The organism is Alkalihalobacillus sp. MEB130 (genome assembly GCF_032335535.1).
In the GTDB taxonomy this organism is placed as follows: domain Bacteria; phylum Bacillota; class Bacilli; order Bacillales; family Bacillaceae_D; genus Halalkalibacter.
The window spans coordinates 22,338-47,557 of the sequence record NZ_JAOANA010000001.1 but is presented as its reverse complement, the minus strand read 5'-3'; the positions used below and the strand labels follow the sequence as shown (position 1 = coordinate 47,557).

Here is a 25,220-nt window from a genome sequence, read left to right as displayed (position 1 = left end):
GAAGCTTATTCGTTGGAGAGTGGCAATGGCTACGCACGCTGCGCGCCAGTTAGGAGAAGAGCGCTCCTAACTGGCTTAAAAGATGGCAGCGGCTTCGCTGTTGCTTCGAACCTTGAGAGAGCGGGGAAGAAGCGGATTCGAGGAAGAGTGGCAATGGCTACGCACGCTGCGCGCCCGTTAGGAGAAGAGCGCTCCTAACTGGCTTAAAAGATGGCAGCGGCTTCTCAGTTGCTCGATCGCTTAGAGAGCGGGGAAGAAGTCGATTCAGAGGAGAGTGGCAATGGCTGCGCACGCTGCGCGCCCGTTAGGGGAAGGGTGCTCCTAACTGGCTTAAAAGATGGCAGCGGCTACGCAGTTGCTCGATCGCTTAGAGAGCGGGGAAGAAGTCGATTCGGAGGAGAGTGGCAATGGCTGCGCACGCTGCGCGCCCGTTAGGGGAAGGGCGCTCCTAACAGGCTTAAAAGATGGCAGCGGCTTCGCTCAGCTCTGAATGTTGAGAGAGCGGGGAAGAAGTCGATTCGGAGGAAAGTGGCAATGGCTACGCACGCTGCGCGCCCGTTAGGAGAAGAGCGCTCCTAACAGGCTTAAAAGATGGCAGCGGCTTCGCTCATTGCTTCGATTGACATTAAAGGGGGAAGGGCGTCCCCTTTAAGGTCAATCTCTTGCTTTTTATTGTTCTTTGCATACAATGGGGGTAAGGATGGTGATCGTTGTGAGGAATGAGGCGAACTCTACACGTCAAGTCATCTTAACGTTGTTAAAACGAAATCAGGAGTTGACGGTTTCTAGTTTGGCTACGGAGTTAGAAGTGACAGAGATGGCTGTTCGCAGGCATTTACGTGAACTTGAAAAGGATGAGTTGATTGACTCTAGGCTAGTTAAACAAGCAATGGGGCGGCCTATACACAAATACTTTTTAACTGAAAAAGGAAGCGAGACGTTTCCACGTAATTACAGCGATCTTTCATTAGGAATTCTTCAAGATGTAGAGCAAGTAAGTGGAAGTCAAATGGTTGATCTCTTGTTTAAACAACGAAAAGACCGGCTTTTTGAAAAGTATGAATCCGTCATTAAAGGATCTTTCGCTGAACGAGTAGAAGCTCTTGCTCGTGTTCAAAGTGAAGGTGGATACATGGTTGAGTATAAAGAGCTTGAGGATGGGGAGTACGAATTTATTGAGTACAATTGCCCGATTGCTCAAGTGGCAAAAGAGTATCCGATTGCTTGTACATGCGAACAACAGTTGTTTAAACAATTGCTTAATACAGAGCACGTTGAACGAACTTCATGTATTGCAAAAGAAAATACGGCTTGTTGTGTTTATAAAGTGAAAAAGCCATAGGAGAGGGATCATGAAAGGATACAAAGGATTTTTAATAGACTTAGATGGAACGATGTACCGTGGAACTGAAAAAATTGATGAGGCCGTTACGTTTGTAAAGGAATTGGAAAAAAGAGGTCTTCCGTATTTATTTGTTACAAATAATTCCACGAAACGTCCAGACCAAGTTGCGGAGCATTTACGAGAATTCGATGTACCAGCAACAACGGAACATGTTTTTACGACAAGTATGGCAACGGCAACCTATATTTCTGAACAGAAAAAAAAGGCTCGTGTATGCATGATTGGAGAAGAAGGGTTAAAACATGCTCTTGAAGAAGAAGGACATCAGATTGTTGAGTCAGATGCTGACTTTGTTGTAATGGGGCTTGATCGTGCGATTACGTATGAAAAGTTAGCAACGGCTGCTCTTAATATTCGAGCGGGGGCAACGTTTATTGCGACGAATGGGGATGTAGCTCTTCCAACTGAACGAGGGTTGTTACCAGGTGCTGGTTCTCTTATTTCTGTTCTTTCTGTGACAACAGGGGTGACACCTAAATTTATTGGGAAACCAGAATCCATCATTGTTGAACAAGCCTTAGAAGTGATTGGCTTAACAAAGGAAGAGACAATTATGATTGGTGACAATTATCATACTGATATTTTAGCTGGAATTCGGGCGGGAATGGACACATTAATGGTTTACACAGGTGTTTCAACGAAAGATCAAGTTGAAGGTTTTGAAGACAAGCCTACTCATGCCATTGATACACTTGCTGAGTGGACGTTGGAGTAGTAGATAGAGTATGTAAAGACGAAAATCACATTGGTTTTCGTCTTTTTGCTGTACCTGCGGTTACAATTTTGTTTTTTTAGAGTTATCAAATAATGGGTGATAACAAATGTTGACATTTCGTATACAATTGTATACATTAAAGTGGTGGATGACTTGTATACATATGTATACGGAGGAGGATGCTTGATGAAAACGGAAAAATGGAAAGACTTTAAGAATGAAGGAGACTATCGAAGTGGACGTCATAAGGGCAAAGGTCATAGTCGACAACATGGACCAAAGACCTTTCGTAGAGGAAGAGCCATTGCCTTTTTAGAGATGATGAATCTTAAGCGTGCAACGATTAAAAAACAACTAGACGAACCAGAATTTCAATCGATTCATCAAATCTTAATTGGAGAATTAAAAGCGATAGACTTGGTGATTAATGAGTTTAGGCAATTATTTGAGATTCATGAAAATGAAATTCTAGATCCTTCTATGGTGGAGAGTAATGAGTCACAAATGGATGAGAAAGGGGAGGGAATGAATGAAGAAAATTAATCAATATATTGATTCGGTGTTTTATAGTGAAGATTCTCTCTTAGAAGAAGTCATTTCATCGATAAGAGAGAACGGAATGCCCTCTATATCTGTTTCTCCCTCATCAGGGAAATTTCTCACCATGTTAGTATCCATTTCAGGGGCTAAAGATGTGTTGGAAATAGGAGCTCTTGGAGGCTATAGTGGCATTTGCCTAGCTAGAGGATTTGGCAGTGAAGGAAGATTAACCTCTTTAGAATTAGAGGAAAGATACGCTAGCTTAGCAAAAAGCAATGTAACGAAAGCTGGATTTGGTGATCAAGTAACCTATATGACGGGGGAAGCGTTACTAAATCTTGAAACATTACTAAGCAATGAAAAACGATTTGATCTATTCTTTATTGATGCAGATAAAGAAAATTATGAAAATTACGTAGAATATTGCATTAAATTGGCGTTACCAGGTGCTTTAATTGTGATGGATAATGTACTTGCGAATGGTAGTGTAGCAGATGAGGAGATTAAACCGAAACGTTATACAGAATTAATGAAGAAATTTAATGAAACGGTAGCCAATCATCCTAAGTTAGAATCGTTACTAATCCCCATTGGTGATGGAATGACGATAGCGAAGGTGAAAATATAGAGGAATGCTAGCCATCTGAAATAAAAGAAAAGTGCTGTCCGAAAAGGTCAAACTCACCCTTTTTGGGACAGCACCTGTGCTAAGCAGCCTTTTTCTGATTTTGAAGAAACAGGCGAATATCGCGGTTTCCGATAAACTTATGGCTCTGATCATCCCACAGCTTAAATTGTAACGATTTCAAGCTAGTTCGTAACGTCAACGTTGGAACATCTTGAAGCTTTGGATCACTATAATGGGCTGCTTCAAGGTGATAATTGGGAACGCGTGAATTTAAATGATGAACATGATGATACCCAATATTACCTGAGAACCATTGTAGGATTTTCGGCAATTTATAATACGAACTTCCTTTTAATGCAGCTTCTACAAAATTCCAATTTTCATTATGTTCGAAGTAGCCATCTTCAAATTGGTGCTGTACATAAAATAACCAAACACCAGAAAATGTAGCAATGTAGAAAATCGGCAATTGTACAAGAAGATAGTTTGTCCATCCAAGAGTCGTTCCTAAAACAACAACAATAGAGGCTAAGACAATATTCGTTCCCCACACATGTCGACGTTCTTTATTAGAAGCCCCTTTTGTGTTAAAGCGATAATCGATTAAAAAGATATATAATGGCCCGATAAGAAACATCACAATTGGGTTACGGTATGTTCGATACATAAAACGTTTAAATGGAGATGCTTGAGCATACTCTTGTAAAGTCAGTGTCCAAACGTCACCGACACCACGTTTTTCTAAATTCCCATTTGATGCGTGGTGGGTCGTATGACTTCGCTTCCACTGTTCAAACGAACAGAATGTAAACAGTCCAGTGAAGATCCCAACCATTTCATTTGCTTTACGGCTCTTGAAAAAAGAGTAGTGTGTACAATCATGAAAAATAATAAAGGTTCGGACTAAAAAACCAGCTGCTGGAACAGCAAATAACAAAGTTAAAAGAAACGATATTTCTAAACTCAAATAGGCTACGATCCATAAACCTATAAATGGTACGACAGATGTAAGTAACTGACGCACACTAATGGAAAGACGTGAATGTTCAAATGGAGCTAATTTTTTCTTCCATTCACGAATATCATGATTTGCTTTTTCACTCATTATTTCAATCACCTCAGGCTAATTTTATCAGATAACTAGAAAAAAACTATGTTAATTTACTGGAAGTTACCGTGTGACATGATTAAGGAAAAGGAGACCTCTGAAAAATTAACTCCAGATGAAGGACAAAAGAGAGAGAAGGAAGCATGAGAAATGTCCTTCATAAAGGTGATGAAGGACAAAGAAGAGCAGAAAAATATAAGAAATGTTCTTCATGAAGCGAATCTCTCTATACTAAACCTTTGTTACGAATTCAAAACAGGAAGACGAATCGTGACCTGGGTTCCTTCGTTTACCTTACTGCTAAAGTGAATATGGCCTTGGTGAGCTTCGATAATTCGGTAACTTACGGTTAACCCTAAGCCTGTCCCTTTTTCTTTCGATGAATAAAAAGGTTCACCTAAATTAGCCAGACGCTCCGCTTCAATACCATTACCATCATCATCAATTAAAATGTGAAGCATGTTTTCCTTAACTCCAACATGAATCGTAATGTGTCTTGATTCCGCTTCAATGGAATTTTTAATGATATTAATAAATAATTGCTTCAACTGATTTGGCTCACAGTTAATGAAAGGCAAGGCGGCATCATTGCTATAATGAATTTGAACATTATAGAGATTGGCTTGAGATTCTAATAACCATTTTACGCTAGCCATAATTTCGTTAATATCACATTGTTCAAATTGGACTTCCCGTGGTTTCCCTAAAGCTAATAGTTCACTTGAAATTTGATTAATTCTTTCTAGTTCATCGAGCATAATGGGGTAGTACGCTTGATTTTTATCGTCCTTTGATTGCATAAATTGAATAAAGCCTTTTATCGATGTTAAAGGATTTCGAATTTCGTGAGCCACACTTGCCGCCAGCTCACCAACAACGGATAATTTCTCTGTTTTTCGCAAACGCTTCTCTGTTTCTATTTCCTTTGTCACATCCATTGCATATCCAATGGCCCCTAATACCTCATCATCAATCACAGTTGGAACAGCAGTGCAGCGGAAGATCCGTTTCGTCCCATCTTTGTGGTTAATCGTTAGTTCTTCATTTACCCAATTTTTCTTGTTTTTTAATATGTTTTTAAAAGCGTCGATTGCTTTCGCTTTGCTGTCTTGATTAATGAGTGGTAACAGAGAGTTTCCTAAGAATTCGTCTTGAGAAAAGCCTGTCATTTCCTCAAATTTAGGGTTTAATTCCAACACGTCGCCTTGACGGTTGACGATGAAGACCAATTCAGGATTAAATTCTACAAGGGATTTGTAATTTTGACGGCTTTTCTTTAATTTTCTTTCTGCTTTCACTTGTTCGGAAATGTCCCTTCCCATGACGACTAACTCTTTACGAGAACCATTTTCGTGAAAAATAGGAATTTTTATTGTATCAAATGTTTTGGTTGTACCATCAGGAACAGGGACTTGCTCAATACACCGAGAAACTTTACCATATCTCCAAGCTTCTTCATCAGACTGTTCACAATAATAAAAGGCTTCTCGGTAAAATTCACTGTACTCAGCTAGTTCTCTATCCTTTTTCCCGATATAATCCACATGTTCAATTTTAAATAGTTTCAAAGCAAAGTCATTCGCTTGTGTCCATCGACCTTGTCCATCTTTAAAATTGACAAAATCAACCATTGAGTTAATAAGAACTTCTAGTTTTTCTTTTTCCGCTTTGACATTTTCACTTTCTTCTTTTTTATTAAAAGCATAATAAATGAAACAGCCAGATAATAAAACAAAAATCATTCCTTTAATTTGTTGAAGCATTATATAAACATTCACATTAATGGCGAATAATTGACTGACGATATAGTCTGTACTAAAAATCCAAATCATACCTAAAGTCAAATAAAGCAAGACTTTTCTTTTTTTATTTATCATTATAATCCCCCGACATAACAGTCTATCCTTATTTTATCATCAACAGGTAGTTTGTGGGTTAACAATTTATTCCCATTTTTCAATGTTATAGCGAGGTAAAAAAATAATGCCCCAGAAGGTTTCCATGAACCTTCGGGACATCATTTGAAATAAAATAGATGCGATATTACTCTGTGTTGGCAGCACGGTGGGCAAGTCGGCTTGAGGCAGCTGCCGCAATTGCACCAACAATATCATCTAAAAACGTGTGACAACTTCCTGATTGTTTGTCATTTAATTTTTCTAAAATTCCAGGTTTTTGTTTGTCGATGTAACCATAATTAGTAAAACCTATCGAACCATAGACGTTTACGATCGATAAGGCAACAATTTCATCAACGCCATACAAGCTTTCATCACGATCAATAATTCCTTGCAATGGTTCATCCAGTAATTTTTTCTCAGCAAGAACATCAAGTTGGATCCCCGTAATAATCGCGTTTTGTACTTCACGCTTACGAAGTACTTTATCCACATTATCTAAACAAACATCCAATTGTAGATCTGGGTGGTATTTTACTTGCAGAAAATAGACAAGCTCGGCGATGTCGTCCAGTGTTACTCCTCGTTCGACTAACCAATTCCTTGCTTTCGTTTCTACTTCGTCCATTACTCTTTTTGTCATCGAAACACCTCCGTCGGCATTGCCTGAATCTGACTTTAGGCTACTACTAGTCTACTGTCCTTATACACATTTTATTCATTTGGGTCATAGACTAGGTAAAGGAATATGGTTAGGGAGGGAAATCGATGTTTGAGAGAAATCTCTATGATGGTTATGGGATCTACTGTGAGAGACGGTTCTCCATTGGGCCATACGAAGGGTTTGAGGCCAACGGGAAATCGTATATTCTTTTGCCAAAAGAAGAATGTATGTCACAAGAAGATGAGATGACGGCATTTACCGATTACATGCGTTCTGTAGGAGATTTATCTGTACTAGAACCTCTATTTACGTTACAGAGAAGAAGGGCGGCATTGATTGATGGCCAAGAGGTGTATGTGTGTCCATTGCCTAGCACAGCAGAGCACAGTGAACGTGGCTTTCGTTTTCAAACACCAGAGGAAAAAGGGGCTCACTTAGCTGCAGTCCATCATTACGGAAAACAATTCTCGTATCAGAGGAAAGGGTTTGATTTCTTTGGGCAATGGCCTAAGTTGTGGGAAATGAGATTAGAGCAATTAGAAGGATGGTATCAGCAAGTGTTATTTGAGCGACCGCAGTCTTATGTTGATGAGGCCTTTTTGTTTTCCTATCCATATTATATGGGGCTAACGGAAAATGCGATACAATATGCTGTTGATGCGACACTAGATGATCCTTCGCGTGATCAGGAAAAGCCTACAATTTGTCACAGGCGCTTTAGTGACCGGTCGTGGATTGTGTTATCTGAAGCTGGCGATATTGTCAAAAGACCAACTGAATTTGTCTATGACCATCCATGTCGCGATTTGGCCGAATGGACACGTGACCAGCATTGGAATGAAACCGAATTTCCTTGGGAAAAGCTACAAGCTTTTTTAAGTGGGTATGAACAATATGAGCCACTTTCTACGTATTCTTGGAAGCTTTTATACTCTAGATTAGTGTTTCCTCTTCATTATTTTGAGGCGATTGAATCGTATTATCGGAGTCAGATGAAGGAAGAAAAAATGCAACTTGGGCAATCTTTTTTTACCATGCTTGATGCGGAACATAAAAATGAACGCTTTTTAAAAGAGTTTGCTTCGTCTGTACTTACTACTAAAGGAATTGGAACGAAACAAGTGCCACCAATTGATTGGTTATAACGACAATTAAACATGCTGAAAGCCATCTTGGAGGTGTTCTATAGGGCTTTGAAGAAGGAAGAACGACCTTTTTCAGTACCCCTTTTAGAACACCTCTTATTTTTCTGAATTTTATCAAATTTCCTATTGTACTTCATGAAAAAGAGGTCTATAATGTCCATTATAGATAAACAAATGTACTTTTTAGGTAAACGTGAATAGAGTATGGAAGAAGGAGTGGAGAGAGTATGTCAGCAGCGGAAGTTCGCGTCGGATTACTGGGGTTAGGAACAGTGGGAACAGGAGTTGTTTCCATTATTAGCCGCCACCAAGATGAATTGCGTCACCAAGTCGGCTGTCCCGTTACGGTGAAAAAAGTTCTTGTTCGTGATAAAGAAAAGCAACGTCCGGTGGATCTAGATGATTCGCTTGTGACGGATCAAATAGAAGATGTTCTTTTTGACCAAGAGATTGATGTGATCATTGAAGTAATGGGAGGGGTCGAATCTACTCGCGAGCACTTACTAACTGCTCTTCGAAACGGAAAACATGTTGTAACAGCAAATAAAGATTTAATGGCGTTATATGGGGCAGAACTATTACAAGTTGCGGCTGAAAATGGATGCGATTTGTATTATGAAGCAAGTGTAGCAGGTGGAATTCCGATTTTACGCAGTTTAAGCGATGGTTTATCTGCGGATCGTATTACAAAAATGATGGGTATTGTAAATGGAACGACCAATTACATTTTAACGAAAATGACGCAAAATGGGAGTTCTTATGAAGAAGTACTAAAAGTAGCACAAGAATTAGGATTTGCTGAAAGTGACCCAACTGCAGATGTAGAAGGTTTAGATGCAGCAAGGAAAATGGCGATCCTAGCAACACTAGGGTTTTCGATGAATGTTAGCTTAGATGATGTCTCGGTAAAAGGGATTTCATCTGTGACGAAAGCAGATCTAGATTACTGTGACCAACTTGGTTATACTATGAAGTTAATAGGACTTGCAAAGCGTGATGAAGGTCGTGTTGAAGTAAGTGTAGAGCCAACCTTGCTTCCAAAAGAGCATCCGTTAGCATCGGTCCATAATGAATACAATGCTGTTTATGTATACGGAGAAGCAGTAGGAGAGACTATGTTCTATGGTCCAGGTGCTGGATCCTTGCCAACAGCAACTGCTGTTGTCTCTGATTTAGTTTCTGTGATGAAGAACATGCGCTTAGGTGTGTGTGGCAGAGCGGTCCAAAAGCCTTTACACGAGCGAGTGCTAAAGAAAGACTCTGAGATTGATTCAAAGTATTTCTTACGGTTACGTGTAGTCGATAAGGCGGGGACGTTCCAAGCTGTTACGAGTTTGTTTGCTACTCACGAAGTAAGTTTTGAAAAGCTTTTGCAGCTTCCAGTTGAAGGTCAAGAAGTAGCGGAAGTGATTGTGATTACACATCATACTACAAAAGAAAATTATAACCAGTTATATAAAAAATTATCTGAGCTTGATGTCATTGAATCGATTGAAAGCTGTTATCGTGTTGAAGGAGGACGCTAGAAATGAGTCGTTGGAAAGGGTTAATTCAAGAATACAAAGAATTTTTGCCGGTTACAGAGGAGACACCTCTTCTTACATTACATGAAGGAAATACACCACTTATCGAGCTTGAGCAATTATCGAAAGAGTGGGGCGTAAAGGTTTATGTAAAATATGAGGGATTAAATCCGACTGGTTCGTTCAAAGACCGTGGGATGGTGATGGCTGTTGCGAAAGCAAAAGAAGAAGGTAGCAAAGCGATTATTTGTGCTTCGACTGGAAACACATCAGCTGCTGCTGCGGCATACGGAGCAAGAGCAGGACTAAGATGTATTGTGGTTATTCCAGAAGGAAAAATCGCGTTAGGAAAGCTTGCTCAAGCTGTTATGTACGGAGCAGAAGTGCTAGAGATTAAAGGGAACTTTGATAATGCACTTGATATTGTTCGTGAAATTAGCAAACAAGAGCCAATTACGCTCGTGAACTCAGTAAACCCATACCGTATTGAAGGTCAAAAAACAGCAGCTTTTGAAATTGTTGATGCGCTTGGAAAAGCACCAGATGTGTTAGCAATCCCAGTCGGTAACGCAGGAAACATTACAGCTTACTGGAAAGGATTCAAAGAATACCACGAGAAAAAAGGAACAGGGCTTCCTGAAATGCGTGGATTCGAGGCAGAAGGTGCAGCTGCAATTGTTCAAGGGAAAGTCATTGAAGAACCTGAAACCATTGCAACAGCGATTCGAATTGGAAATCCTGCAAGCTGGGATAAAGCTGTAGCAGCGAAAGAAGAATCGAACGGTGCGATTGATTTTGTAACAGATGAAGAAATTTTAGAAGCGTATCAATTGCTTGCAAAAACAGAGGGAGTTTTTGCTGAACCGGCATCTTGTGCGTCAATTGCTGGCTTGAAAAAACAACTTGCTTCTGGAGAAATTAAAAAAGGATCGACGGTTGTTTGTGTCTTAACAGGAAATGGACTAAAAGATCCAAATACTGCGATTGATACAGTGTCGGTGAAACCAACGGTCTTACCTAATGATAAAGAAGCATTTCTTGCCCACCTTAAAGGTGGTGTAACATCATGAGCCAAGAACCATTTGTCATAACGGTTCCTGGTAGCTCAGCCAACTTAGGACCCGGCTTTGATTCTGTCGGGCTCGCTGTGAATCGTTACTTGACTCTTGAAGTTCACCCTTCAGATAAATGGTTTTTCGAATCTTCTTCTGTTGAATTACAAGGAATTGAAGAGGGGGAGGATAATTTAATTTACCTTGTGGCAGCACATGTTGCCAAAGAACTTGGTAAAGACCTTTCCCCATGTCATGTTGTTATGACAAGTGATATTCCGCTAGCTCGCGGACTCGGAAGCAGTGCAGCGGCGATTGTCGCTGGAATTGAGCTAGCCAATCAACTAATCGGAGAACCACTCTCTGTCGTTGAAAAAGTAAGATTTGCTAGCTTATGGGAAGGGCACCCCGATAATGTCGCAGCATCTGTATATGGGGGGCTTGTGATTGGGACTCATACAGAAAACAGTACCCATGTATTATATGGGGGAGTTCCTGAAGTCGATCTTGTTCTGCTAGTTCCTTCAGAAGAATTAAAAACAAAAAAAGCACGTGGTGTGTTGCCATCAGAACTGTCCTATAAGCAAGCTGTTCGCGCAAGTAGCGTAGCTAATGTTCTTGTAGCTGGTTTGTTGCAAGGGGATTTTGAATCTGTTGGGAAGATGATGAGTGAAGATTTATTTCACCATCCATATAGAAAAGAGCTTGTTCCTCACCTTGAAGAAGTGATCCGTGTAGTACAAGAAGAAACGTCGGCTTTTGGTGCGGCTCTAAGTGGTGCCGGTCCGACGATGCTTTGTTTAGCACCTTTGCATCAAGGTGAGGAAATTCAAAAGAAGTTGCAACGTCATTTCCCTAGTTTTGAAGTAGCTGTTTTAAGACCAGCGAAAGAAGGAATCCAAGTTAAAAAAGGAATCCAAAACAAGGAAACGTCGGCTCAAATTAGTTGAATAATCGATAATCATGGCGGGCAAACCAACAAAAAAAGAGGCCCGCCATGATTGATATTCAGCAACTAGAAGAAGGACAGCAAGTCTATATTATTTATCGCAATCCTCATACCCAAACCGTATCGAACGTTCAAGAAGCAACCATTGCGAGAGATCCCATGGATCCAAGTCGCTTATCGTTGTTGCTTTTTGACTTTTATCATCCAATTGAAGAAGATGATGCGATTTTTGCTTCTTATGATGAAGCGGAATCGATGTTTGAGGAATTTTATTTGTAAGGTTAGTTAGTGCCCATCCTAAAAAAAACCGCCCGACTTTATTTAGCCGGGCGGTTTCCTATTAAAAGACTTGCTCGATTTCCTTTACTCCAGGTACTTCCTCAAGAAGAGCACGCTCAATACCTGCTTTTAGTGTGATTGTTGAACTTGGGCATGAGCCACAAGCTCCAAGAAGACGTACTTTTACAATTCCATCTTCTACTTCTACGAGCTCAACGTCTCCACCATCACGTAGCAAGAAAGGACGGAGCTTATCTAATACTTCACTAACTTGTTCAACCATTTCAGTACTTGTTGACATTCAAAACAACTCCTTTCTACTATCTATTATAATGGTGTTGAGAAAAAAAATCCACGTTTCTGCTTGATTTTACGCATATGTACTAATGAAATATTGGAATGTAAAGAAAAAAGAGAGAAGCCAAAAACGTACCGTTCGTGTCCTGTTTGTTTTATAATAATGTTATGGAAAGTGGAGCGTGAAAGGCGGGGGATTTATGAAAATAAGTGTTTATGGGGCAGAAGAAAAATGCGCAAGTTGCATTCATCTTCCAAGTGCAAAAGAGACGATGGAATGGCTAGAGGCAGCGATAACGAGAAAATTTCCGTTAGTATCGTTTGATTTTGAATACGTGGATATAGAAGAGCCGCCTAATGATAAGACTCACATTCATTATTCTGATGCAATTAAGGATGAGGAGTATTTTTACCCTTTAGTCGTATTAGAAGGGGAAGTTGTTGCAGAAGGAAATCCGAATTTAAAAGAAATTTACGGGAAGATTGAGGAGTTAACGGAAAAGGATAAATAAAAATGAGTCAGATCTTTTATGGAGATCTGACTCATTTTTATATTACGATCCAGAATGGTATTTATACATCCAAAGAACACCGCTTTTTAATACACGAGGAACTCGACCGAGAAGGGTACGTTCACCCATTAACCCAAAGCCGTGTTTTTTTCCTAATGAACCTAACACGCCTTTTAGCTTAATGCGAGGTAACTCTTCAGGAAGTGGCTCGCCATTCCATTGTTTTTTTAGGATCATGACAATTTGTTCTGCTTGACCCTCTGCTAATTGAGCGCTTGGAGCATGAGGGAGGCTAGCACAGTCACCTACAATAAAAACATCTTCATCATTTGGTAAGAAGTGCTGTGGTGTTAAAATGACTCTCCCTTGTTTGTCTTTTTCGACATCCAAGTTTCGAACAACTTCAACAGGTTGAACTCCTGCCGTCCAAATAATGGCATCACAATGAATAGCTTCGTCATGATTATATAAAATGCCTTCTTCGACTTTTGTAATGTTAGCCTTATTAATCACATCAACTCCATGGTCGATGAACCAGTTTTGAACATACGTACTAAGTTTGCGTGGGAACATAGAAAGAATAATCTCGCCACGGTCAAACAATTTGATCGTTAAGTCAGGACGGCTTTCTCTGAGTTCACTTGCTAGTTCGACACCGCTTAATCCAGCACCAACAATTGAAACGACACCATTAGGACGAATATTGTTTAACGTTTCATAAGTCCTACGTGTTTTATCCATTGTTTGAATGCTATGAGTGAATTCTGGAGCACCTGGAACATTATGATATTTATCTTCGCAACCTAACCCGATAATTAATTTATCGTATGCAACAAAGTCACCATCTTCTAGCTCGACGACTTTCTCCACTAAGTTCACGTTTGTAATCGTTCCGTATTTGACTTTCAGTCGTGCGTCTTCTGGAAAACTAACACGTAAATGATGATCAGCTGCCGTTCCTGCTGCTAGCGCATAATATTCTGTTTTTAAACAGTGATATGGAAGACGGTCGACTAGCGTAATTTCAACATCTTCAGGCAAACCTTCTGGTAACAGACGTTGAAGTACACGCATTCCACCATAACCGGCGCCTAAAATAACGAGTTTTTTCATAAATGAATGTCCCCTTTTTTCGATAATTGCTTCAAGACTGGTTTCGACCAAAGTCATTACGTTTTCGAGCAAACGGGCTTTCGTAGGTTCTGATGCAAAATTTTGAATTCCATGTGTGATTAGGCTATGAATTATATGAGTCCATGTTTCAATGGAGGTAGTTGGAACAACTTCCCCTCTTTTTTTTGCATCTTGTAAAAGTTCATTCCAATGTGCAAAAAGAAGCGTTTGTTCTTTAAGAACATGATTCCACATTTCAATGGTTAATGCTGGATATTGATCAAAATCTGTTAAAATAAACTGCAAATACGATCGCAATCGAATTGAAAGTGGTCGGTTTCTTAAATGAGATTGCTTAACATATGGCATAACCGCTTGTAACAAGTCATTTGCAAGCGACTGCATAATGGAATCTTTAGTTGGAAAATGATTAAAGAAAGTTCCTTTTGCGACTTTTGCTCTGTTGGTAATCTCTTGTACCGTCGTACGGGAATAGCCTTTCTCTCGAAACAAAGCTAATGCAGCTTCCTCAATTCGTGCTTTTGTTTTGGCTTTCTTCGCTCGTTCGTTCATTTGTCTGCTCCTCACTAAAAGTGACCCTGGTCAGTTTTGATTATAACGAGAAACAACTAAAATAACAACAAATTTGTGAATTTTATTATAAGCGTTTTCAAAAAATGAGAATGGATGATAAATGAATCGAGAAAATGTTTTTAATCGACATAAATAGAGGTTGCTAATTGACTTCTTTCTTATGCGAGAGTAGCATAAAGAGGTAGATTAAAGAGGTGAGAGCAAATGCGTCCAATTATTGAATTTTGTCTTAGTAATTTAGCTAGTGGTGCCCAAAAAGCGATGGAAGAATTAGAAAAAGACCCAAACTTAGATATTATAGAATATGGTTGTCTAAGTAGTTGTGGAAATTGCGCAAGAGAACTCTTTGCTCTTGTCAATGGAGAATATGTCTCAGGTGAAACAGCTGAAGAATTAGTTGATCATATATATGCTTTTATGGACGAGAATCCAATGTTTTAATTTAGAAAGGATGTGAAGCAGATGGATGTCATTCCTTTTGTGAATACGTGGCCTTATGAACGAGTTTATGATGATATTTATCTGCAAACTTGTCCTTTTTGTAAGACGGATAATGTCTTAACGAATATGAAAAAGTCAGAATTTAAACGAGCTCAAGAAGGAATTAAGACTATCGTGATTTTGCCATGCTGTAACGGAAAGTTAACAATTTTAGAAGTAGACGACGATTATTTTTGGACGGATCAGCAGTTGAGAAGGGATTGAATGGACATGCATTTTACAAAGATGCACGGTTTAGGAAATAGCTATATTTATGTAGATTTATTTAAACAAACGCTTGATGAAGACAAACTCGCTTCTCTTGCGATTGAAGTAGCTGATAAAAATAAGGGGATTGGCTCAGATGGAATGATTCTCGTCTGTCCTTCTGATATAGCACCGGTCAAGATGCGTGTGTTTAACAACGATGGTTCCGAAGCGAAGAATTGTGGCAATGGCTTACGTTGTGTTGCTAAGTTTGCTTATGAGCATGGTTATGTGAAAGAGAAGACGTTTCAAATTGAAACATTAGGTGGTCTAGTTGAGGCGACTGTTCATGTCACAGATGAAGTCGTTCGTACCGTCACGGTGGATATGGGCAAACCGATTTTATCCAGACGAGAAATCCCTATGCTTGGAGATGAACAAGATCAAGTAGTAGCAGAAGCATTTGAAATAGATGATGATGTATGTCATGTAACGGCTGTTTCAATGGGGAATCCACATGCAGTGATGTTTGTCGATGATATTAACGAGGCGCCTGTTGACTTGATTGGGCCGAAGATGGAGAAGGATGAACGTTTTCCAGAATGGGTGAATGTTGAATTCGTCGAAGTCGTCTCTGAAACCGAAATTCATTTTCGTGTGTGGGAACGTGGATCGGGCATTACACAAGCTTGCGGAACAGGTGCATGTGCAGCAGTTGTTGCTTCCATATTAAACGGTTATTCTAAGCGAGGAAAAGAAGTAACGGTTCACCTCCTTGGCGGTGACTTAGGAATTACATGGCTTGATAACGGTCATGTGTTAATGACAGGAGCAGCGGAAGTCATATGTGAAGGTGTATTTGAGCGAAAGTGAAATTAAATAAATGTTTGTTTAAGTAAGCTAAAGGCCGCGGTGGCCTTAGCTTGCTTTTTTCTCGTCTTTAGGTGGAGGGTGATGAAAAGCGGTAAAGTAATAGCAGAGACAAAAAGGATATGACTGTCTTGGGGGAAAGGGTAACAGATGAAGTGAGAAGGAAAAAGTAACGTTGTCGGGGTGATGAAAAAGAGAAATGATGACGTTAGAGGGGGCAAGTAACGTTGTCGGAGTGATGAAAAAGAGAAAATGATGACGTTAGAGGGGGCAAGTAACGTTGTCGGAGTGATGAAAAAGAGAAAATGATGACGTTAGAGGGGGCAAGTAACGTCGTCGGAGTGATGGAAAAGAGAAATGATGACGTTAGAAGGAAGAAGTAACGTTGTCGAAGTGATGACAAAGAGAAATGGCGTCGCTAGAAGGAGAAAGTAACGTTGTCGAAGTGATGAAAAAGAGAAGGGATGACGTTAGAGGGAGATAGTAACGTTGTGAAAAAAGAGAGAAGGAGAAATGAGGACGTTATATGAGGGTATGAGTAGAGTAATGTCCTTATCCTTAGAGTGAAAAAAGAAATTGTTAAATGTTAAAAATGTGGAAAAGTAACAAAAAAGACTTTCCCAAACTAAACAGAGAAAGTCTTTTGTTACAATTTTAGTAAGTCTTAATAATATTGTAAAAAGTATCGCGCTCAACTGGGATTTTCCCTGCGCTCTTAATCAAATAAACAAGCTCCTCGCGTGTAATTCCTTGAGAAGTTAAAGCTCCAACTGCGTGAGAGATACGCTCTTCAATTAATGTTCCATGAATATCACTTGAACCAAACGTTAAAGCCATTTGTGTTAACTGAACACCAATGTTAATCCAATAAGCTTTAATATGGTCAAAGTTGTCCAACATTAAGCGACTGATGGCTAGGGTACGCATATCATCATAAGCTGTTGTACGGCGCTTAATACCAGCATTAACACTACGAGGCTGCATCGCAAGTGGGATAAATACCATATAGCCGTTTGTGCGGTCTTGTAGTTGACGTAGGCGATCCATGTGAATTAGGCGCTCTTCTTTCGATTCAATTGAACCATAAAGCATTGTTGCATGGGTCTTTAGTCCAAGGCTATGAGCAGTTTCATGTGCCTCAAGCCATTGGTCTGTTGATGCCTTGTCAGGACTCATTTTTAAGCGGTAACGCTCTGTTAAAATTTCTGCACCTCCACCAGGAAGTGTATCTAAGCCTGCTTTAATCAGTTCTTGAAGCACTTCTTTCATGGATAGTCCAGAAATGCGTGAGAAAAATTCAATTTCAGCTCCTGTATAGGCTTTTACTGTAACTTGAGGATAGTGCTTCTTCAAAGTACGAATTGTATCTAAATAGTAGTCGAATGGTACTTCGTGGTTATGACCACCTACAATATGAAATTCACGAATGTTATCATTCCATCTTTTTTCTACGTATTCTAATAATGCCTCACTATCCATTGTATAGGCGCCTTCATCACCTGGTTTGCGTTTAAATCCGCAGAAACCGCAGTTTGCTTCACAAACGTTTGTTGGATTAATGTACATATTCTCAATGAAATACACATTGTCTCCGTTTTTCTTATAATTCACTTGGTTCGCAAGTTGAGCAATTCCTAACAAGTCTGGACTATCGAACAAATAAAGTCCGTCCTCAATTGTTAGACGTTCATTATGATTCACTTTTTCTGCAATCGCTTGTAACTTTGTGTCTGTTAGTATTGTTCCCATCGTAAGTTTCCTCCGTTTCTAAAATAACCGTAACATATTTCCTATTTTCATTCGATTTTTTGAAGGATTATGAGTGTTTTTATAGAAATATATTTATAAGCCTCATATATTTTGCATTTTCTTGATTGCCTACTATTATACTATCAGAATAGGTTTAATGAAAGAAATAGAGTCAAGATGGTAAATGCGGTATACTTCTAAATATGGAAATATAGTGAAAAAGACTAGGAACGCTTGCATGCATTTCCACTTACTTGGTAAAATGGTACATAATGTGTGGTGGGTAAAGAGAACTGTAAATGGGGGGATGGTGGAGATGAGCAAAGTATTGAACAATGACGCTAGTATGGAAAAAATTGAAGAACTCCGTAAGAAAATGGTTGCCGCTGCTGGACAATACGGATTGAGTCATCCTATCGTTCTGCATTATAGTCAAGAACTAGATCGTGCACACAACAAAATTATTTTATTAGAAATGACCAGATCTAAAAACTGGGAACGTTCCCTGACTGTTTAAAATGGGTGAGCAACTCCCTTGAGGTTCAAATGATAACCGGTTATACTAATCGTAACAGCGATTAGGAGGGGTGTCATGATTACATTAACAGATGCAGCAGTAAGCCAAATTAAAGACATGATGGAAGCTGAAGGTGATCAAAGCTTAATGCTTCGTATCGGTGTAAAAGGTGGCGGCTGTAGTGGTCTTTCGTATGGAATGGGATTTGACTCAGAAAAGCATGAAGAAGATATTTTACTTGAGATAAACGGGCTTTCTGTCTTAGTCGATAAAGAAAGCGAACCAATCATAAAAGGGCTTGTAATTGATTATAAGCAAAACATGATGGGCGGAGGTTTTACAATCGACAATCCTAATGCTATTGCATCATGTGGATGTGGTTCATCATTCCGTACAGCATCGAATGCTGGTACACCAGAAGATTGTTAATAATGGAAAAGTTCGACCTTTCTACCTGTGTAGAAAGGTCTTTTTGTCGTTAATAAAAAGGTTAAAACGTTATTAGGAAGAAAGTTAGGAATTGCTGACTGGCTTATGCATAAGTTATTTCGGTTTCGTTTACATTAAGATTGTGTAGAAGAGAAGGAAAAGAAATAAATTTTTAAAAAAGTAATTGAAAATCATAACGAAAAGCCATATCATTATAGATGGGTTTTGTGACTTTTTTACGAAATTATTATGATAACTTGCTATTATTCTATATTTGTTCGTGAAAAGAATCACAATGTTGTTTTTCGGGGGAGAGTATAGTAAAGGTATAAAATAAATTAGAAGATGGAAGTGATGAACTTGAAGAAGCCAAATATCGTTCTTTTAGGCGCTGGTTATGCAGGTATGATTACTGCGGCTCGTCTTACAAAGCAGTTAGGCCACAATGAAGCAAACATTACATTAGTAAACAAGCATGATTATCACTATCAAACAACGTGGTTACACGAGCCAGCAGCTGGTACGTTGTCACCAGAACGCACTCGTATGCCAATCAACAGTGTACTTGATTTAAATAAAATTAAGTTTGTTAAGGACAGCGTTGTTGAAATTAAGCGTGAAGAAAAGAAAGTCGTTTTAGAAAACGGCGAACTTGAATTCGATTATCTTGTCGTTGGCTTAGGTTCTGAAGCTGAGACATTTGGTGTACCAGGGGTTCATGAATACGCATTTAGTAAATGGACAGTAAATGGTGCTCGTGAAGTGAAAGAGCATATTGAATATCAGTTTGCAAAATACAATAATACAGCTGAAAAGCAGGACGAGCTATTAACGTTTATCGTTGCAGGTGCCGGTTTTACAGGAATTGAGTTCATTGGTGAATTATCAGAGCGCTTACCTGAGTTATGTGCACATTATGATGTACCAAAAGAGAAAGTGAAAATGTATGTCATCGAAGCAGCTCCAACTGCATTGCCAGGATTTGATCCTGAATTAGTTGAATATGCAATGAACCTTCTTGAGAGTCGCGGTGTTGAGTTCAAGATCAATTGCCCGATTAAAGAAGTGACAGAATCAGGAGTTACGCTAGCGAGTGGTGATGAAATTAAATCAGCAACTGTTGTTTGGGCTACGGGTGTTCGTGGAAGTTCTGTCATTGAAAAGTCTGGCTTCGAAAACATGCGTGGACGTATTAAAGTAGATTTAGACTTACGTGCTCCGGGCCACGAGAACATTTTTGTTATCGGTGACTGTGCACTAATGATAAATGAAGAGATTAATCGTCCATATCCACCAACAGCTCAAATTGCAATGCAAATGGCTGAAGTTTGTGCGAACAACATTAAAGCACTAATGAAAGGCGATTCGCTTAAGCAATTTAAGCCAGACATTAAAGGAACTGTTGCATCACTTGGTGGAAAAGAGGCTATTGGTGTAGTTGGTACTAGAAAACTATTTGGTACTTCTGCAAACTTTATGAAGAAGATGATCGATAACCGTTATCTATTCTTATTGGGTGGACCTGCTCTCGTTGTAAAACGTGGAAAGAACCCAATGTAATAAAATCTAATATGAAATACAGAAAGCGGATGCAAAAAGCATCTGCTTTTTTGTGGTTAAAAAAGTGAGAAAAATTGAAAAATAAATAGTGGGAGTGTAATGTTTGCGCTTACATTAGTCGGTCAGATTATATGACTGAGTTTTAATTATGTAAAGATTCTGATAATATAATAGAAAAGAACAGAACTTGGAGGGAAAAGAGATGAAGCATCTATATACAGAAACAGTGACGGATCAATGTCCTTATTGTAAAGGTACAGGATATTTTCAACTTCTTCTTGGGGGAAGCGAAACGTGTAATCAATGTGATGGAGATGGAAAAGATGTGGGGAAAGAGTAAGAGAGTGACTGTTGTTTTCATTTCACCATTGTGAAATTGAACAAACGTCTCTCTCTTCTTTTTTAGGTTTTTTTACTGTTTTGCGAAAATGTTTTTGAAATTGCCACAAAGAATTCAAAGCATTGAGTTGACTTGAAACGTCCGTGTTCAGTAAACTTAATAAGAATACGGGGGTGCAAGATGTGAGTTTGCCGCAATTATTAATTTCGATGGTCCTGTTCCTTATTTTATTTTTTGGAATCGGATTTTTGTTAAATATGGTATTACGTTCCACATGGGTAATGGCTTTTGTATATCCAATAATTGTCATCTTGATTGTGGATAATGTTGGGTTTTTCGAGTACTTCACAGCGCCAGGAACATCCTTTTCCATGTTAGCTGCAGATTTACTCTCGCTTCAACTTGTTGATATTTTAGTGTTAACAAGTGGATTTATTGGAGCAATCATTGCTGGAATAGTCATTAAAATGCTCCGAGTAAGAGGATATCAAATGTTTTAATAAAGAGCTGACTCAAACAAAGAGTCAGCTCTTTTTATTTCCTGATTATTTCCGGGGGTCAGACCCCTCTTTAACACTGCACTTTGGTAAAGTTTTCTGTTTTCTGAAAGTTTCCGGCAATTAATTTGTATAATTTACTTTTTCTCTGGGGATGCTGAATTCAAGAGAGGAGTGAATTTTTGTGCTAAGCATGAAAGTTGTAATTGGTCGTCGGATTCTTATGAGCGGCCTGTTTATAGCGGCATTTTTTACTACATTTCAGACGTTTTCGGGTGTGAGTGCTGCTGAACTTCAACAATGGATGATGGGAAACTTTGAACAAGAACGTGAAGAGATCTTACATACAGCTAGGGACAATGCGCACAAAGGAACTTCATTTCGAGCACGATCATTGCCAGCTGTGAAAACAGAGGAAATGTCGATGTCACAGGAAATTGTTGCGTCTGAACCTGTTTCATTGGAGGAGGCAATTGATTGGTCTAAGTACCCGTCAGAGAAAGTGGTTGCGACAGGATATACAGCTGGATATGAATCAACAGGAAAAAATCCAGGAGATCCAAGTTATGGAATTACATTTTCGGGAGTACAAGTAAAGCGTGATGTGTATTCTACAATTGCGGCTGACCCGGATGTGTATCCAATCGGAACCGTTTTGTTCATTCCAGGCTATGGCTATGGAGTTGTAGCGGATACAGGCTCTGCGATTAAAGGGAAAAAAATTGACTTATATTATGAGACGGTAAGTGATGTCTTTAACAAATGGGGCAAGCAAGAAGTGGAAGTATTTGTGGTTAAAAAAGGCGACGGGAGCTTATCTGAAGAAGAGTTCAACAGCTTAAATGAAGATGAAGCCGTACAAGTATTTCGAAATCAAATGTTTGATTAAAATGAACGAAATGTATGACGTGTTAACTGGTTTACAGAGTAACACGTCATTTTTTTTCACAAACGTCTATTGTTTGAAGTCTAACGGGTCATGTCCGTCATCTGCAGGCATAACAGAAGGGTGTAAGAGATACGCCAATTTCTTTAAACCTAAAAGGAGACGAGGAGAAGGGCGGCAATAAAGTGGTTCTTCGAGAATATGTACTTGATTGGATTTCATCGCTTTCAAGTTCAACCAATTTGGTCGTTTCATAAGCAACTCAGGTTTTACTTTACTTGTTTGTACGCCTACCCAAGCTAAACAAATATGATCTGGGTTGTGCTGATACACATCTTCCCAATCCGTCTGAATGCTAGCTTTGTCCACATCACTGTAGATGTTTTTTCCTCCAGCAAGTGTGCTTATTTCTGTAAGCCAATTTCGCCCTCCTGGGGTGAAAACGGGTTTTGGCCACCATTCCCAGTAAAGAGTTTTTGCTTCAACCTTTTGTGCACATTGTTGATATGTATGTATAAAATGATCGTACTTCTCGGCTATTTGATTTGCCTGTTCCGTTTGTCCGGTCCGATTTCCTAAATCGAGAAGGTCATTTTTAATATCTGCTAATGATTGAGGATTGTAGACGACGTGAGGAATTCCTCGTTGCTCCAATTGCTCAATATTGCGTTCCATGCCGGGTACGCTAAGTGATGCGATTACCAGATCAGGCTTTAACGCCTCTACCTCATCCATTCGAATAGAAAGGTCCGGTCCTAATCTTGGAATAGTTGCTACGTTGGTTGGCCAATCAGAATAATCATCAACTCCAACCAAAGAGGATGATAGACCTAAGTAAGCAATGAGTTCTGTATTGCTTGGACATAATGACACGAGTCTCATTTAACTACCTCCCTAATTTTAAGTAACAAGTGCTTAGTGAATAATCACATGCAAAGTTAACGTAAGAATAATTCCGAGCAAGGCTCCAAAAAACACTTCAATCGGTTGATGACCAAGTAATTCCTTTAACTCTTTTCTTTTCTCTGTTTCTTCTTTTTTCGGCCATGATTTTACTTCTTCAACTAGTTTATTAAAATCGGTTACGAGTTGATTCAATACCGTTGCATGATACCCTGCGTGACGTCGAACACCTGTGGCATCGAACATAACAATGATTCCAAAGACAGCAGCGATGGCAAACACTGAGGAGTCTAGTCCAAATTCAAGAGCGATAGCAGTAGATAATGCGGTAACGGCAGCTGAGTGAGAACTTGGCATTCCTCCTGTACTAGTAAGCAATGACCATTCAACTTTTCTTGTCGCGATAAAATTGAGTGGTACTTTTACGAATTGAGCAAATCCAATAGCAAATAATGCTGCCCAAAGAGGGAAGTTGTGAAATAATTCCATAGTTACGTCCTTTCCTTACAAAACAATGATATTCTACTTACTTATTCCTCAAATATGTATATTTAAAACGCCATGAATGAAAAACATAGACATTGATTTTTTCAGGATCATCGAGTATATAAAAAATGAAATGAAACAAAAAATGATGGGAATCCTTAGCAAGATTGCGCTCTCCATTATATCATAAATTAGGCTTTTTATAGCATTAGTGTTCGTTAAGTCCCGACAATTTATCGATTGAATTTTCGTTTCGGATGTCGAAACAAGTAGAAAAGAAATGTATAATAAGGGTGTTAGAACAAAAAAGAAGGAGTGAAATCATGTTTAAGACTGCCGTTTTTAATACTAAAAACGAACATGACGTATTAGTTGTGGGAATTTTTGAGGGAGATGCTTTTTCCTCTGATGTAGAAACGTTGAATCAATCACTTCAACAGCAAATTTCCAAACTGAAAAAAACGAAAAAAATAGCGAAACAAGGGAAATGTACAAGCATTTATACGTTAAATCAAATTCAGTCAGACGTAGTGTATGTTATCGGATTAGGAAAAAAGAATGAAGCGACGACAGAATCGATCCGAGTAGCGCTAGCAAGTGCGAGTCAGCAGCTGACAAAAGAGAAGATGAGCAAAGTCGCGTTTCTTGTTGAAAGCTTTGCTAATGAATCAGTTGATCAACAAGATGTAGCTGTATTAATAGGAGAAGGACTAGCACTTGGTACTTATACCGTTGTCGACTATAAAGAGAAAAACAATGAAGTAGATGTAAGCATCGAGGAAGTCGTATTATACGGATCTGGTGAGCAATTGGACGAAGCCGCTACTGTTGGTTATACATATGGGCAAGGAACAAATTTGGCGCGGAAATTAGTCAATACACCAGGGAACCTAATGACTCCAACTGATCTAGCCGAGGAGGCTGTTGAAGTAGCGAAAAAGCACGGATTTGAATATGAAGTGCTAGAGCGAGAAGAGATGGAGAAGCTCGGAATGGGAGCATTATTAGCTGTCGCGGCAGGAAGTGATCAGCCCCCTAAAATGATTGTTTTAAAATATACGGGCAACCCAGAATCCGAAGAAGTAATCGGGCTAGTTGGAAAAGGGTTAACGTTTGATTCAGGTGGAATTTCGATCAAACCACGTGAGAACATGCATGAAATGAAAATGGATATGGGAGGAGCAGCTGCAGTTTTAGGAGCAATGGACATTCTTGGTTCTATTAAACCAAACGTAAACGTGTTAGCTGTTATTCCTTCATCTGAAAATCTTCTAAATGGTTCCGCTCTTAAACCAGGTGATGTCATTACTTCGTTAAGTGGAAAAACGATTGAAGTACGTAATACCGATGCAGAGGGCCGTTTAATTCTTGCTGATGGAATAACGTATGCCAAACAATTAGGGGCAACCAAGCTAATCGATGTGGCAACGTTAACAGGGGCTGTTATTATTGCACTTGGCGACTGTACAACCGGTGCGATTACAAATAATGAAGAATTTATGGAGGATGTGTTAGAAGCATCTGTTGAAACAGGAGAATGGATTTGGCGTTTGCCAAACTACGAGCCATATAAAAAAATGTTAAAAACAAGTGATGTAGCTGATCTGAACAATGCTCCAGGTCGAGCGGCCGGAAGTATTACAGCTGGATTGTTTGTTGGAGAATTTGCTGGCGATACTCCGTGGGTTCATTTAGATATTGCTGGAACTGCTTGGCAATCTAAAGCGACTGATCTTGGCCCATTAGGTGGGACCGGTGCAATGGCAAGAACGTTAGCACAAGTTGTGATTAATAAAGAAGAATAGGTTTACTCATTCAATTATTTTTGAAAACCTAAAGAATCTAGCTTAAAAAGACCAATCTCTGTCTCAATT

The 25,220-nt window shown here is 39.3% G+C and carries 29 protein-coding genes and 1 pseudogene; 21 read left to right on the top strand and 9 right to left on the bottom strand.

Features of this window, described 5'->3' with window-relative positions; all coding sequences use genetic code 11:
* Positions 1–12 precede the first annotated feature (12 nt).
* From N0O92_RS00280 to N0O92_RS00260, 5 genes are all read left to right on the top strand, one after another.
* Positions 13–198 carry a hypothetical protein gene (locus N0O92_RS00280; RefSeq protein ID WP_315612599.1) on the top strand — a complete coding sequence of 62 codons (186 nt, stop codon included), beginning with the start codon at positions 13–15 and terminating at the stop codon, positions 196–198.
* Between the two features lie 502 nt (positions 199–700).
* Positions 701–1,342: a helix-turn-helix transcriptional regulator gene (locus tag N0O92_RS00275; RefSeq protein WP_315612598.1), complete on the top strand. Its 642-nt coding sequence runs from the start codon at positions 701–703 to the stop codon at positions 1,340–1,342.
* Between the two features lie 10 nt (positions 1,343–1,352).
* Positions 1,353–2,120: a TIGR01457 family HAD-type hydrolase gene (locus tag N0O92_RS00270; protein WP_315612597.1), complete on the top strand. Its 768-nt coding sequence runs from the start codon at positions 1,353–1,355 to the stop codon at positions 2,118–2,120.
* Between the two features lie 186 nt (positions 2,121–2,306).
* Positions 2,307–2,663 carry a hypothetical protein gene (locus tag N0O92_RS00265; RefSeq protein WP_315612596.1) on the top strand — a complete coding sequence of 119 codons (357 nt, stop codon included), beginning with the start codon at positions 2,307–2,309 and terminating at the stop codon, positions 2,661–2,663.
* Positions 2,650–3,288: an O-methyltransferase gene (locus N0O92_RS00260; RefSeq protein ID WP_315612595.1), complete on the top strand. Its 639-nt coding sequence runs from the start codon at positions 2,650–2,652 to the stop codon at positions 3,286–3,288. The genes N0O92_RS00265 and N0O92_RS00260 overlap by 14 nt, the downstream gene beginning before the upstream one ends.
* A 79-nt stretch (positions 3,289–3,367) precedes the next feature.
* Here N0O92_RS00260 and desA read toward each other — a convergent pair whose 3' ends face one another.
* The 3 genes from desA to N0O92_RS00245 all read right to left on the bottom strand — a co-directional run bounded on the left by desA (position 3,368) and on the right by N0O92_RS00245 (position 6,937).
* The gene (desA, locus tag N0O92_RS00255; RefSeq protein ID WP_315612594.1) at positions 3,368–4,393 is read right to left on the bottom strand and encodes a Delta(5) desaturase DesA; all 1,026 of its coding nucleotides are present in this window, start codon (positions 4,391–4,393) and stop codon (positions 3,368–3,370) included.
* Between the two features lie 245 nt (positions 4,394–4,638).
* The gene (locus N0O92_RS00250; RefSeq protein ID WP_315612593.1) at positions 4,639–6,273 is read right to left on the bottom strand and encodes a PAS domain S-box protein; all 1,635 of its coding nucleotides are present in this window, start codon (positions 6,271–6,273) and stop codon (positions 4,639–4,641) included.
* 166 nt (positions 6,274–6,439) lie between these two features.
* The gene (locus N0O92_RS00245; protein ID WP_315612592.1) at positions 6,440–6,937 is read right to left on the bottom strand and encodes a phosphatidylglycerophosphatase A family protein; all 498 of its coding nucleotides are present in this window, start codon (positions 6,935–6,937) and stop codon (positions 6,440–6,442) included.
* A gap of 125 nt (positions 6,938–7,062) precedes the next feature.
* On the opposite strand from N0O92_RS00245, the gene yutH reads away from it, so the two are divergent.
* From yutH to N0O92_RS00220, 5 genes are all read left to right on the top strand, one after another.
* Positions 7,063–8,103, top strand: a complete 1,041-nt coding sequence (yutH, locus tag N0O92_RS00240; protein WP_315612591.1) for a spore coat putative kinase YutH — start codon at positions 7,063–7,065, stop codon at positions 8,101–8,103.
* Between the two features lie 227 nt (positions 8,104–8,330).
* Positions 8,331–9,629: a homoserine dehydrogenase gene (locus N0O92_RS00235; protein WP_315612590.1), complete on the top strand. Its 1,299-nt coding sequence runs from the start codon at positions 8,331–8,333 to the stop codon at positions 9,627–9,629.
* 2 nt (positions 9,630–9,631) lie between these two features.
* Positions 9,632–10,696, top strand: coding sequence for a threonine synthase (gene thrC, locus N0O92_RS00230; RefSeq protein ID WP_315612589.1), 1,065 nt, complete (start codon positions 9,632–9,634; stop codon positions 10,694–10,696).
* Entirely contained in the window at positions 10,693–11,628 is a 936-nt protein-coding gene (gene thrB / locus N0O92_RS00225) for a homoserine kinase (RefSeq protein ID WP_315612588.1), read from the top strand. Before thrC ends, thrB begins: the two co-directional genes overlap by 4 nt.
* Before the next feature lie 47 nt (positions 11,629–11,675).
* On the top strand, positions 11,676–11,906 hold the full coding sequence (locus N0O92_RS00220) for a transcriptional regulator SplA domain-containing protein (RefSeq protein ID WP_315612587.1): 231 nt from the start codon (positions 11,676–11,678) through the stop codon (positions 11,904–11,906).
* 61 nt (positions 11,907–11,967) lie between these two features.
* On the opposite strand, the gene N0O92_RS00215 is transcribed toward N0O92_RS00220, so the two are convergent.
* The gene (locus N0O92_RS00215) at positions 11,968–12,207 is read right to left on the bottom strand and encodes a NifU family protein (protein ID WP_034751854.1); all 240 of its coding nucleotides are present in this window, start codon (positions 12,205–12,207) and stop codon (positions 11,968–11,970) included.
* A 196-nt stretch (positions 12,208–12,403) separates the two neighbouring features.
* Here N0O92_RS00215 and N0O92_RS00210 point away from each other — a divergent pair, with 196 nt between their 5' ends.
* A complete protein-coding gene (locus N0O92_RS00210; protein ID WP_315612586.1) occupies positions 12,404–12,715 on the top strand; it encodes a YuzD family protein in 312 nt (103 codons plus the stop codon).
* 42 nt (positions 12,716–12,757) lie between these two features.
* Here N0O92_RS00210 and N0O92_RS00205 read toward each other — a convergent pair whose 3' ends face one another.
* Together N0O92_RS00205 and N0O92_RS00200 are read right to left on the bottom strand one after the other, a co-directional pair.
* Positions 12,758–13,828 carry an NAD(P)/FAD-dependent oxidoreductase gene (locus N0O92_RS00205; protein ID WP_315612894.1) on the bottom strand — a complete coding sequence of 357 codons (1,071 nt, stop codon included), beginning with the start codon at positions 13,826–13,828 and terminating at the stop codon, positions 12,758–12,760.
* A gap of 411 nt (positions 13,829–14,239) precedes the next feature.
* Positions 14,240–14,401: pseudogene (locus tag N0O92_RS00200) on the bottom strand (TetR/AcrR family transcriptional regulator); the annotation flags it as partial.
* Positions 14,402–14,626: 225 nt separating this feature from the next.
* On the opposite strand from N0O92_RS00200, the gene N0O92_RS00195 reads away from it, so the two are divergent.
* From N0O92_RS00195 to dapF, 3 genes are read left to right on the top strand one after another with little or no spacing between them, the layout of a single operon-like run.
* The gene (locus tag N0O92_RS00195) at positions 14,627–14,863 is read left to right on the top strand and encodes a YuzB family protein (protein WP_315612585.1); all 237 of its coding nucleotides are present in this window, start codon (positions 14,627–14,629) and stop codon (positions 14,861–14,863) included.
* A gap of 21 nt (positions 14,864–14,884) precedes the next feature.
* Positions 14,885–15,127, top strand: a complete 243-nt coding sequence (locus N0O92_RS00190) for a hypothetical protein (RefSeq protein ID WP_315612584.1) — start codon at positions 14,885–14,887, stop codon at positions 15,125–15,127.
* A 6-nt stretch (positions 15,128–15,133) separates the two neighbouring features.
* Positions 15,134–15,982, top strand: a complete 849-nt coding sequence (gene dapF, locus N0O92_RS00185) for a diaminopimelate epimerase (protein WP_315612893.1) — start codon at positions 15,134–15,136, stop codon at positions 15,980–15,982.
* Positions 15,983–16,633: 651 nt separating this feature from the next.
* Here the strand turns inward: dapF and mqnE are convergent.
* Positions 16,634–17,728, bottom strand: coding sequence for an aminofutalosine synthase MqnE (gene mqnE, locus N0O92_RS00180; RefSeq protein ID WP_315612583.1), 1,095 nt, complete (start codon positions 17,726–17,728; stop codon positions 16,634–16,636).
* A gap of 238 nt (positions 17,729–17,966) precedes the next feature.
* Here mqnE and N0O92_RS00175 point away from each other — a divergent pair, with 238 nt between their 5' ends.
* The 6 genes from N0O92_RS00175 (at position 17,967) to N0O92_RS00150 (ending at position 21,960) form a co-directional block, all read left to right on the top strand.
* On the top strand, positions 17,967–18,245 hold the full coding sequence (locus N0O92_RS00175) for an aspartyl-phosphate phosphatase Spo0E family protein (RefSeq protein ID WP_315612582.1): 279 nt from the start codon (positions 17,967–17,969) through the stop codon (positions 18,243–18,245).
* 75 nt (positions 18,246–18,320) lie between these two features.
* Positions 18,321–18,674, top strand: coding sequence for a HesB/IscA family protein (locus tag N0O92_RS00170; protein WP_315612581.1), 354 nt, complete (start codon positions 18,321–18,323; stop codon positions 18,672–18,674).
* Between the two features lie 360 nt (positions 18,675–19,034).
* Positions 19,035–20,234, top strand: a complete 1,200-nt coding sequence (locus N0O92_RS00165; RefSeq protein WP_315612580.1) for an NAD(P)/FAD-dependent oxidoreductase — start codon at positions 19,035–19,037, stop codon at positions 20,232–20,234.
* A gap of 202 nt (positions 20,235–20,436) precedes the next feature.
* On the top strand, positions 20,437–20,574 hold the full coding sequence (locus tag N0O92_RS00160) for a YuiA family protein (RefSeq protein WP_315612579.1): 138 nt from the start codon (positions 20,437–20,439) through the stop codon (positions 20,572–20,574).
* Between the two features lie 182 nt (positions 20,575–20,756).
* Positions 20,757–21,074 carry a YuiB family protein gene (locus N0O92_RS00155; protein WP_315612578.1) on the top strand — a complete coding sequence of 106 codons (318 nt, stop codon included), beginning with the start codon at positions 20,757–20,759 and terminating at the stop codon, positions 21,072–21,074.
* Between the two features lie 190 nt (positions 21,075–21,264).
* Positions 21,265–21,960 carry a 3D domain-containing protein gene (locus N0O92_RS00150; RefSeq protein WP_315612892.1) on the top strand — a complete coding sequence of 232 codons (696 nt, stop codon included), beginning with the start codon at positions 21,265–21,267 and terminating at the stop codon, positions 21,958–21,960.
* A 66-nt stretch (positions 21,961–22,026) separates the two neighbouring features.
* Here the strand turns inward: N0O92_RS00150 and N0O92_RS00145 are convergent, their stop codons facing one another.
* Together N0O92_RS00145 and N0O92_RS00140 are read right to left on the bottom strand one after the other, a co-directional pair.
* Positions 22,027–22,839 carry a cobalamin-binding protein gene (locus N0O92_RS00145; RefSeq protein WP_315612577.1) on the bottom strand — a complete coding sequence of 271 codons (813 nt, stop codon included), beginning with the start codon at positions 22,837–22,839 and terminating at the stop codon, positions 22,027–22,029.
* A gap of 33 nt (positions 22,840–22,872) precedes the next feature.
* Positions 22,873–23,349, bottom strand: a complete 477-nt coding sequence (locus N0O92_RS00140; RefSeq protein WP_315612576.1) for a divergent PAP2 family protein — start codon at positions 23,347–23,349, stop codon at positions 22,873–22,875.
* 320 nt (positions 23,350–23,669) lie between these two features.
* On the opposite strand from N0O92_RS00140, the gene N0O92_RS00135 reads away from it, so the two are divergent.
* Positions 23,670–25,151 carry a leucyl aminopeptidase gene (locus N0O92_RS00135; protein WP_315612575.1) on the top strand — a complete coding sequence of 494 codons (1,482 nt, stop codon included), beginning with the start codon at positions 23,670–23,672 and terminating at the stop codon, positions 25,149–25,151.
* Positions 25,152–25,220 lie beyond the last annotated feature (69 nt).